Below are 10,203 nucleotides of genomic sequence, written 5' to 3'. Positions count from 1 at the left end.
GAGGCATAGCGAATAGTAAAATTGGGTTTGGCGATTTGATTTTACTACTTCGCTATTTTTTTAAGCTAAAAGTGTCAACACACCCTAATTAAGTATTAATAAATAAAACGACATAAAATTAATATTTAGAGGATAAATAAATGCCTTCTATCGGGTTAAATGTAAACCATGTCACAAGTTTGTTAGGTTTTTTGTTAGCATAATTGCATAGTGTTACAAAGCAGCATAATAAAAATGAAAATATATGCTATCCCTGTTTTTGCCTTAATGATCAGTTTATTAGGATTTTGTGTCCATAAACAGTCCGAAATCAGAAAATATGAAAAGATCCGTCATGTCTTGAACGATGGACGTGATTCAAGCAAATTGCTGGAATCCAATCGGCATCGACATTAAGCAGGCTAGACAATCTTCTTTCGTTGATTGGGCTAAAATGATAAAATTAAATCAATAATAAATATAATAAAAATTTAAAGTATTCATTTAAGATATATTAATTTCTAATAAAGTGTAAAATCTAAGAAGCAATAAGAAATCAATGTGTTATAATTTGCCAACGATCAGGATGAAGCAGAATTCATCTTGTTAAGCATTTGGTTTAAATCAAGAAAATAAAGCTGCATAAAGGTTATGCAGCTTTTTTGTTTAGATTTTTTTTTGGGTTTTTATAGCATAGCCCTGGGGCTGTAAGCTGTTCCAACATTTTAACCCGTCAAATGGCTATGCTGGCATATTCGTTGCTAACACATCCTTAAAATTGATGAATTTTTTTTATAAAATTTCATTTATTTGACGGCTTGCTTAAAGCATAAAGTTTACTCAATAGGGGCTAGGTCATGACGACTCCTAATCCATCTTCAGAAAGTATGCTTGAACGTCTGTTTAAACTGAGTGAAAACAAAACCAGTTTCCGTACAGAAGTTCTTGCCGGTGTAACTACATTCTTAACGATGTGTTACATCATTATTGTCAATCCGATGATTTTGTCCGAAACGGGGATGGATCATGGGGCTGTCTTTGTAGCAACCTGTCTTGCAGCCGCGATTGGCTGTTTAGTCATGGGCTTGATTGCAAATTATCCAATTGCACTTGCACCAGGCATGGGCTTGAATGCCTTTTTTACCTATTCCGTATGTTTGGGAATGGGTGTGCCTTGGCAAACAGCACTTGGGGCTGTGTTTATCTCGGGTCTTGTGTTTATTGCGATCAGCATGTTCAAAATCCGTGAAGCCATTGTAAATGCGATTCCAATGTCGCTGAAACTGGCCATCGGTGGTGGTATTGGCTTATTCCTTGCGCTGATTGCTTTGAAAAATGCCGGCCTGATTGTGGATAATCCTGCTACGTTGGTAGGTTTGGGCGATTTAAAACAACCATCGGTTTTGCTTGCATTATTTGGTTTCCTTCTGGTTGTTGTGATGCATCACTTTAAAGTGCGTGGTGCGATCATCATCAGTATTTTGGCGTTAACCGGTATTTCAGCAGCATTGGGTCTGAGTGAATTTAAAGGTGTGGTTGGCGCAGTGCCATCGATTGCACCCACATTTATGCAAATGAGCTTTGAAGGTCTGTTCACTGCCAGTTTAATTGGCGTGATTTTTGTCTTCTTCCTGGTCGATTTATTCGACTCAACCGGTACGCTTGTAGGTGTTTCACACCGTGCAGGCTTGTTGAAAGATGGCAAACTGCCGCGTTTGAAAAAAGCACTTTTTGCGGACTCTTCTGCAATTGTTGCAGGTGCAGCGCTGGGTACATCTTCAACTACGCCATACATTGAATCTTCTGCGGGCGTAGCAGCCGGTGGCCGTACAGGTCTAACTGCTGTTGTAGTCGGTATCCTGTTTGTTGCCTGTTTGTTCCTTGCACCATTGGCACAGTCTGTACCAAGCTTTGCAACAGCACCAGCGCTGTTATTTGTCGGTGTCTTAATGATTCAAGGTATCGTGCATATTGACTGGGAAGATATTACAGAAGCAGTTCCTGCATTTTTAACCATTGTATTTATGCCATTTACCTATTCGATTGCGGATGGTATTGCGATGGGCTTCATTAGCTATGCACTGATCAAATTGTTAACCGGTAAGGCATCAACTGTACCGTATATGGTCTGGATTATTGCAGTACTATGGACGCTTAAATTCGCACTATTTGGCGGCTAATTTTTCTAGATTTGGAAAGGGTGTAAACTCAGTTTGCACCCTTTTTTTATTATTTTAGGTTTCATGAGGAGAAGCGATGAACCGTCTTGAGTTGATTCGAGCTTTGCCAAAAGCTGAGCTTCATGTTCATATTGAGGGCACTTTTGAGCCTGAGCTAATGTTTGCGATCGCTCAGCGTAATAAAATTGCCATCCCGTATAAATCTGTTGAAGAAGTTAAACAGGCCTATAACTTTCATAATCTTCAGTCGTTCCTGGATATTTATTATGCTGGTGCAGCTGTATTGATTCATGAACAGGATTTTTATGATCTGGCGTGGGCGTATTTTGAAAAATGTGCTGAAGACCGGGTCGTGCATACTGAAATGTTCTTTGATCCACAAACCCATACCGATCGTGGTGTTGCTTTTTCAACCGTGATCAACGGCTTGCAAAAAGCCTGTGATGATGCCAAAGCTAAACTGGATATCAGTTCTCATCTGATTATGTGTTTCTTGCGTCATTTAAGCGAAGATGCTGCATTTGCAACATTGGAACAGGCCTTACCTTATAAAGACCAGATTATTGCAGTCGGTTTGGACTCAAGTGAAGTCGGGCATCCACCTTCAAAGTTTGAACGTGTCTTTGCTAAAGCGCGTGAAGCAGGTTTCTTGGTTGTAGCACATGCAGGTGAGGAAGGCCCGGCAGCCTATGTCTGGGAAGCTTTAGATTTGCTGAAAGTGAATCGTATTGATCATGGTGTACGTTCGGAAGAAGATCCGGCGTTAATGCAGCGCCTGATCGCAGAAAAGATGCCACTGACGGTTTGCCCATTGTCAAACCTGAAACTCTGCGTCGTGGATGATATGCAGCAGCATAATATCCGTCGCCTCTTACAGCAAGGTGTGCATGTCACGGTCAATTCAGATGATCCATCTTATTTTGGTGGTTATATGAATGACAATTTTATTGCCATTGCTGAAGCACTGGATTTAAGCAATGAGGAACTCAAGCAGTTGGCCATTAACTCATTTGAAGCCTCTTTTATTACTGATACTGAAAAAGAGCAATGGATCAACCAGATCCGTGCCCTGGTTTAAGTTTTTAAATAAAAGGCAGGGTTCGCTCTGCCTTTGTTTTTATAGATGGATATGAAATTGAAAAATATAATTCTGCTCATCAGTAGCGTGTTGATATCTGCTTGCTCAAATGCGGATATGACTTTGACACAGCGTACTTTAAAACCCGTGATTGAATACCAATGTGCAAAAGAATTGAAAGCATCTAAATTCTGGACTGCCTCGACCTATTTTATGCAGGATAAAAATAAAGCTGAACTTGAACAGAATGTCTGTTCATGTGTAGGTGAGCATGCACTCAAGGATATTCCGGCAAGCACTTTACTGAAAGCGACTCTGGATGAAGAAGTAAAGTCAAAACTCACGCAACAGGCTATTGCAAACAGTCTGAAAGGCTGCATGACCGAGTTCTTAAAATAAAATCAGCTTTGCAATGAAAGCTGATTGAGTGTGGTTTTGCAGATTATTTTTTAGAAGATTTGGATTGTCGGATCATGCTGTTGAGTACATGATCTTTATCGATAAAATGATGTTTCAGTGCTGCGAAAATATGTCCAACTAAAAGTAAGCCAACTGCCCAGGAAAGCCAGATATGCAGGGGTTTTACGATCGCGGTTACAGCCGGATTTTCTGCAATCAGTGTCGGCAGGTTAAATAAATATAGCACTGGTGCTGGATAGCCCAGACTCCAGCTATATAAACAGCCGGTGACAGGTAGAGCAATCAGCATAAAATACAAAGCCAGATGACCTGCATGTGCCAAAGTTTTCATCCGGGGTGACATAGTGTCCGGTAGTTCAGGGGCAGGATGGGTATAACTCCAGAAAATTCGCACAACCAACAGGAAAATAATGGTGGTGGCGATATTTTTATGCAGGGTGATGACATCGCCTTTAAAGCTGCCATCGACCTCATAACTTAAAAAATTCCCACTATAAAAACCAATCAGCCAGGCCGCAATAAAGATAACTGCCATGATCCAGTGCAACCATTGTGCCGTGCGCGTGTAATATTGTACTTTTTCCATGTGATTTTCGATTGCCCTCAAAGATGGATGCACCTTAGCAAAGGGCGAATCAGCCCAGCAATTCCAAATCTGCAACGCTATGGTGGCTTTCATGCAACATCCATTGAAATGGCTAGGTGCAGATTAAACATTCAGGATGATTTATAGATTTCTTATTCAGGTGAATTTCGGCACAATAGCGTCACGCTTCATATATGAATAAACAAGGAACAGATCTGTGAAAAAATTATTGGCTGCACTTGCTCCGCTTACTTTGGTTTTATCGGCTTGTGCAACAACAGGCAGCCCTGAAACGCAAACCACGACTCAACAGCTGGGTGGGGCTGCGCTTAAAATCGCGATCAATGCAAAATGTACGACTGAGCTGAATAATATTCCAGCATGGCAAACAGCTACACGTCTAATGACTACGACCCAAAAGCAGAATATCCAGACTGAAATTTGTGGCTGTGTCAGCGAAAAAGCACCCCAAAGCGTAACAGCGGTAGATTTGGCGACTGCAGCGATTGACCCGGCAGCACGTGCGACGATTGTCGGCAATGTGGTTGCAAAAACCATTAACGCTTGTGTAGCTGAAGCTGTAAACTAAGCCAAGATTAAATTGAAATAGGCTGACTGGTTCAGCCTATTTTTTATGGAAAAATAGACATGAAGATTGCGGGTGTAGATGAAGCAGGGCGTGGGCCATTAGTGGGTTCGGTGGTCGCTGCGGCAGTTATTTTGGATCCGAACAACCCGATTGAGGGTTTAAATGATTCTAAAAAACTCACTGAAAAGAAGCGTGAAAAACTTTTTATCGAGATTCAGGAAAAAGCGCTGGCATGGGCCATTGCTGAGGCTTCTGCGGCAGAGATTGATGAACATAATATTTTGCAAGCTTCTTTGCTGGCCATGCGCCGTGCTGTAGAAGCTTTGCCAGTTCAGCCTGAGCATGTATTGGTCGATGGCAACAAGATTCCACAGGGCCTTGCTATGAGCTGTGATGCCGTGGTGGGTGGTGATGCACTGCATGCTGAAATTTCAGCAGCCAGTATTCTGGCGAAAGTAACCCGTGATCATCAGATGATCGAGATGGACCAGAAGCATCCGCAATTTGGCTTTGCCAAGCACAAGGGTTATCCGACCAAGGCACATTTTGAAGCGATTGCCTTACATGGCGTGATTGATGAGCATCGTCGCAGTTTTGGGCCGGTAAAAAAGGTGATTGCAGCATTACAGCAGGGTGCAGAACTTTAAGTTTTATTTTAAATTATCTAAGTATTTAATATTTTTGTATAAAATTTAGACAAATTTAAAGCGGCTCAAAAGCCGCTTTATTCTTCGCACAAACATTAACGGTTAAAGTTATTTTGTGTCTGGCTATCGTCTTCATAAGAAGGTTGGTAATCTTGATCGATATGTTGAAGATGTTCATGCATTGCACGTTCATGCTGGATACGCTGGTAAATCTCTTCACGGTGCACAGAGACTTCTTTCGGAGCATTTACCCCGATACGAACCTGGTTACCTTTTACACCAAGCACAGTCACACTGACTTGATCACCAATCATTAAAGTTTCCCCGACGCGTCGAGTCAGAATCAGCATGTTTTTCTCCTTGCAAAATGCAAAACCTGCAATCTATTGAATGTAAAACAAAAAGCACAACCAAAAATTACAAAATAAGATCTGGATAGAAATTCTGTCATCTGGGTGAAAGATTTTAATCTATCTCAGCTGGTTAAAAATCCTCAGGCTTAATATAACAGAGCCACTATAAAAAAAACTATAGTGGCTCTGCATTTTTGTAGACTTTTATAAAATACTGTCAAACAATGACAATATTCTATCTTAACGCTTAAGCACGTGCGCTAGATTCGCCTTGTTCACGGTCTAAACCGAATGCGGTATGCAATGAACGAACCGCAAGTTCAAGATAATTTTCTTCAATGATCACAGAAATCTTGATTTCAGACGTCGAGATCATCAGGATGTTAATACCTTCATCTGCCAATGCTGTAAACATTTTGCTCGCTACACCGGCATGTGAACGCATACCGACACCTACGATCGATACTTTTACGATATCTGAACGGGTCGCAACTTCACGTGCACCAATTTCTTGAGCAGTTGCTTCAAGAATAGCTTTGGCTTTATTTAATTCGCCACGGTTCACAGTAAAAGTGAAATCAGTTGTACCATCTTCTTCAACGTTCTGGATAATCATATCCACTTCAACATTGGCATCACCAATCGGGCACAAAATTTTAGAAGCAATACCCGGTTCGTCAGGCACGCCTAAAATAGTTAATTTTGCTTCGTCACGGTTAAATGCGATACCGGAGATAATTGGCTGTTCCATATTGTCTTCCAATTCAGTCGTAATAAGTGTACCAACGTTTTGCTTAAACTCTTCGTCGAATGCGCCATCGTTGTCATTGTCGAAACTTGATAATACGCGTAAAGGCACCTGGTATTTACCAGCAAATTCAACTGAACGAATTTGCAGGACTTTAGAACCGAGTGACGCCATCTCAAGCATTTCTTCAAATGAAATACGATCAACTTTTTTTGCTTTTGGTGCAACACGTGGATCGGTGGTATATACACCGTCAACGTCGGTATAAATTTGGCATTCATCTGCTTTGAGTGCGGCAGCAATTGCAACACCTGAAGTATCAGAACCGCCACGCCCTAAAGTAGTGGTATTGCCATGTTCATCAAAACCCTGGAAACCGGCAACGACAAGTACGCGGCCTGCATCCAGATTTGAGTTCAGGACTTCAGTATCAATGGATTCGATACGTGCCTTATTGAATGAGCTGTCGGTTTTCATGCCAACCTGGCGACCTGTTAGTGATTTTGCTTCAACTCCAATTGAGTTCAGCGCCATTGCTAACATAGAAATCGTAACCTGTTCACCCGTAGATACCATTTGGTCTAGTTCACGTGGGTCAGGGGTTTCGGTAATGGCCTTCGCTAAAGCAAGTAGACGATTGGTTTCGCCACTCATTGCTGATACCACTACCACTACCTTGTGGCCGTGGTCATGCCAGCGCTTTACACGACGAGCAACATTTAAAATGCGCTCGGGAGTACCCATAGAGGTACCGCCATATTTTTGAACGATTAATGCCATAGTTGTTCCATATAAGCCATGACCCTGATGTACCTATCAGGGTCAGTTACACAAAATTGAAGTTTTATTTTGCTGCAAGCCAGGCAGTTAAATCTGCCATCACTGGAGCAAACTTCTCGTTAAGTGGCGCGCCACCTTGTGCCAAGTCAGGTTTACCACCACCTTTACCACCTAGCTCAGTTGCCAAATGTTTGATGATGTCACCTGCTTTAATAGAAGCAGTAAAGTCTTTTGCTACAGATGCGATCAAGCTCACCTTGTCACCCTCTACACCTGCCAGAACAATCACTGCATTTTTTAATTTTGATTTCACACCGTCGTGCAGGTTGCGTAGTGCTTTTGCATCCATGTTTTCAACAGTTGTAATCAAGGTTGCACGACCTGCAATGCTTTGAACTTGGCTTAGAAGTTCACCAGCTTGCAGGCTAGCAAGTTTTTGATTGAGTTGTTCGATCTGTTTCTGCAAGCTCGATGCAGTATCAACCAGTGCTTCAACTTTTTCTAAAGTCTGGTCTTTTTGCGCTTTGAGCAAACCGTTAATCGTATTGATATCGCGATCGGCTTTTTGCGCAACTTCAACTGCTTTAGTGCCTGTTACTGCTTCAATACGACGTATACCGGCTGCCACACCACCTTCAGAGGTGATTTTGAACAGACCGATATCACCGGTACGTTTTACGTGAATACCACCGCAAAGTTCGATTGAGAAGTTTTTCTCTTCAATCACTGAACCCATAGACAGTACACGTACTTCGTCACCGTATTTCTCGCCAAACAGCATCATCGCGCCTTTAGCTTTCGCAGACTCGATATCCAGAAGTTCAGTAGACACCGCAGTATTGGCAATCACTTCAGCATTGACCAAACGTTCAATTTCTTGCAGCTGTTCAAAGCTTACAGGTTGGTCATTGGCAAAGTCAAAACGTAACACATCAGATGCAACCAATGAACCTTTTTGCTGTACATGTGAACCTAAAATTTGACGTAACGCAGCATGTAGCAGGTGAGTCGCAGAGTGGTTGCGCGCAGTTGCTGCACGAATATCTGCTTTTACTGTTGCTTCTACATTTTGAGTAACTTTCAAGTTACCCATCGTCACGATACCTTGGTGTACAAATGCGCCACCAGATTTTTTGGTATCTTGAACTTCGAAAATACCAGTATCGTTTTTGAAGAGTCCTGTATCACCGATTTGACCGCCGCTTTCTGCGTAGAAAGGTGTTTGGTTGAGTACGATCAGTGCTTCATCGCCTTCAAACACTTCATCAACTTGCTCGCCATCTTTGTAGATTGCGATGATTTGACCTTCACCTGCAGTTGCGTCATAACCATCAAACTGAGTTTCGCCTTCAACTTTAACTACGCTGTTGTAGTCGATCGCGAATTTACCTGCATCACGTGCGCGTTGACGCTGTGCAGCCATTTCAGTTTCGAAACCAGCTTCATCAATGGTTAAGTCACGTTCACGTGCGATGTCAGCAGTCAAGTCAGTCGGGAAACCATAAGTGTCGTAAAGTTTAAATACCACTTCGCCCGGAATCACAGAACCTTTTAACTGTGCCAATTCGCCTTCAAGCAATTTCAAACCTTGCTCAAGTGTTTTGGCAAATTGTTCTTCTTCTTTAAGAAGTTGTGCTTCGATACGTGCTTGTTGAGCAGCAAGTTCAGGGTATGCATCGCCCATCACTTCGATCAGTGGCTTCAACATTTTGTGGAAGAACGAACCAGTCGCACCTAGTTTGTTACCGTGACGTACTGCACGACGAATGATACGACGCAATACATAGCCACGACCTTCGTTCGATGGGTTTACGCCATCAGCAATCAGGAAGCAGCATGAACGTGCATGGTCAGCAACAACTTTAAGTGAAGCAGGGTATTCAACTGGTTTGTTTTCTGCTTGTGCTTTTGCTTCAAGTTCAGACGTATCTAAACCAATAATTTCAGCAGCAGCTTTTAGCAAGTGCTGGAACAGGTCGATTTCGTAGTTTGAGTTAACGTGCTGAAGAACAGCTGAAATACGCTCCAAGCCCATACCTGTATCCACAGAAGGCGCTGGAAGAGGGTGTAATACGCCATCCGCAGTACGGTTGAACTGCATGAAAACGTTGTTCCAGATTTCAATGAAACGGTCGCCATCTTCTTCAGGAGAACCCGGTAAGCCACCCCAGATATGATCGCCATGGTCAAAGAAGATTTCAGAACATGGACCACAAGGACCGGTGTCACCCATTGCCCAGAAGTTATCTGATGCGTATTGACCGCCTTTGTTGTCACCAATACGAATAATGCGTGAAGCGTCTAGACCGATTTCTTTGTTCCAGATGTCAAAGGCTTCATCATCGGTGTGGTAAATGGTTGCATAGAGTTTATCTTTAGGAAGACCAAGCCATTCTTCGTTAGTCAAAAAGTCCCAGGCAAATTTGATCGCATCACGTTTGAAGTAATCACCAAATGAAAAGTTACCTAACATTTCAAAGAAAGTGTGGTGACGTGCTGTATAACCCACATTGTCCAGGTCATTGTGCTTACCACCTGCGCGCACGCATTTTTGTGACGACACTGCACGTACATAATCGCGTTTTTCTAGACCTAAGAAGCAATCTTTAAACTGGTTCATACCAGCATTGGTGAACAGCAAAGTTGGGTCATTGGCAGGTACTAGAGAACTCGACGCGACACGTGTATGCCCTTGCGATTCAAAGTAACGCAAAAATGCTTCACGAATTTCAGCTGATGTCATAAAACGAGTACTCACAACCAAGTCACTCCATAATTTCCGATTTGGCTAAAACACCACAGTCTGACAAGCATACAAGAGCTCTGCTGCAATGCGGGGCTTA

The 10,203-nt window shown here is 42.4% G+C and carries 9 protein-coding genes; 5 read left to right on the top strand and 4 right to left on the bottom strand.

What is annotated here, in order from left to right:
- Positions 1–836: 836 nt before the first annotated feature.
- The 3 genes from NI465_RS14080 (at position 837) to NI465_RS14070 (ending at position 3,636) form a co-directional block, all read left to right on the top strand.
- Positions 837–2,159, top strand: coding sequence for an NCS2 family permease (locus tag NI465_RS14080; RefSeq protein ID WP_253145744.1), 1,323 nt, complete (start codon positions 837–839; stop codon positions 2,157–2,159).
- A 76-nt stretch (positions 2,160–2,235) separates the two neighbouring features.
- The gene (locus NI465_RS14075) at positions 2,236–3,237 is read left to right on the top strand and encodes an adenosine deaminase (RefSeq protein WP_180086958.1); all 1,002 of its coding nucleotides are present in this window, start codon (positions 2,236–2,238) and stop codon (positions 3,235–3,237) included.
- A 45-nt stretch (positions 3,238–3,282) separates the two neighbouring features.
- The gene (locus NI465_RS14070) at positions 3,283–3,636 is read left to right on the top strand and encodes a hypothetical protein (protein WP_004645560.1); all 354 of its coding nucleotides are present in this window, start codon (positions 3,283–3,285) and stop codon (positions 3,634–3,636) included.
- A gap of 43 nt (positions 3,637–3,679) precedes the next feature.
- Here the strand turns inward: NI465_RS14070 and NI465_RS14065 are convergent, their stop codons facing one another.
- Positions 3,680–4,243 (bottom strand): cytochrome b, encoded by a 564-nt coding sequence (locus NI465_RS14065; RefSeq protein WP_253145743.1) that lies wholly within the window; start codon positions 4,241–4,243, stop codon positions 3,680–3,682.
- Positions 4,244–4,460: 217 nt separating this feature from the next.
- Between NI465_RS14065 and NI465_RS14060 the strand changes: the two genes are divergently transcribed.
- Together NI465_RS14060 and rnhB are read left to right on the top strand one after the other, a co-directional pair.
- The gene (locus tag NI465_RS14060; protein ID WP_004278974.1) at positions 4,461–4,832 is read left to right on the top strand and encodes a hypothetical protein; all 372 of its coding nucleotides are present in this window, start codon (positions 4,461–4,463) and stop codon (positions 4,830–4,832) included.
- Positions 4,833–4,891: 59 nt separating this feature from the next.
- Positions 4,892–5,479, top strand: coding sequence for a ribonuclease HII (rnhB, locus tag NI465_RS14055; protein WP_004278973.1), 588 nt, complete (start codon positions 4,892–4,894; stop codon positions 5,477–5,479).
- 95 nt (positions 5,480–5,574) lie between these two features.
- Here rnhB and csrA read toward each other — a convergent pair whose 3' ends face one another.
- From csrA to alaS, 3 genes are all read right to left on the bottom strand, one after another.
- Positions 5,575–5,829, bottom strand: a complete 255-nt coding sequence (csrA, locus tag NI465_RS14050) for a carbon storage regulator CsrA (RefSeq protein WP_004278972.1) — start codon at positions 5,827–5,829, stop codon at positions 5,575–5,577.
- 250 nt (positions 5,830–6,079) lie between these two features.
- Positions 6,080–7,360: an aspartate kinase gene (locus tag NI465_RS14045; RefSeq protein ID WP_004278971.1), complete on the bottom strand. Its 1,281-nt coding sequence runs from the start codon at positions 7,358–7,360 to the stop codon at positions 6,080–6,082.
- Positions 7,361–7,424: 64 nt separating this feature from the next.
- A complete protein-coding gene (alaS, locus tag NI465_RS14040; RefSeq protein WP_253145742.1) occupies positions 7,425–10,118 on the bottom strand; it encodes an alanine--tRNA ligase in 2,694 nt (897 codons plus the stop codon).
- Positions 10,119–10,203 lie beyond the last annotated feature (85 nt).

It is taken from the genome of Acinetobacter lwoffii (assembly GCF_024129855.1).
Taxonomy (GTDB): Bacteria; Pseudomonadota; Gammaproteobacteria; order Pseudomonadales; family Moraxellaceae; genus Acinetobacter; species Acinetobacter lwoffii_L.
This window is presented reverse-complemented; position numbering and strand designations above follow the sequence as displayed.

Excerpts from the sequence above, each read along its gene's own strand:
- NI465_RS14080 (WP_253145744.1), top strand. The coding sequence starts at position 837 with ATGACGACTCCTAATCCATCTTCAGAAAGTATGCTTGAACGTCTGTTT.
- NI465_RS14075 (WP_180086958.1), top strand. The coding sequence starts at position 2,236 with ATGAACCGTCTTGAGTTGATTCGAGCTTTGCCAAAAGCTGAGCTTCAT.
- NI465_RS14070 (WP_004645560.1), top strand. The coding sequence starts at position 3,283 with ATGGATATGAAATTGAAAAATATAATTCTGCTCATCAGTAGCGTGTTG.
- NI465_RS14065 (WP_253145743.1), bottom strand. The coding sequence starts at position 4,243 with ATGGAAAAAGTACAATATTACACGCGCACGGCACAATGGTTGCACTGG.
- rnhB (WP_004278973.1), top strand. The coding sequence starts at position 4,892 with ATGAAGATTGCGGGTGTAGATGAAGCAGGGCGTGGGCCATTAGTGGGT.
- csrA (WP_004278972.1), bottom strand. The coding sequence starts at position 5,829 with ATGCTGATTCTGACTCGACGCGTCGGGGAAACTTTAATGATTGGTGAT.
- NI465_RS14045 (WP_004278971.1), bottom strand. The coding sequence starts at position 7,360 with ATGGCATTAATCGTTCAAAAATATGGCGGTACCTCTATGGGTACTCCC.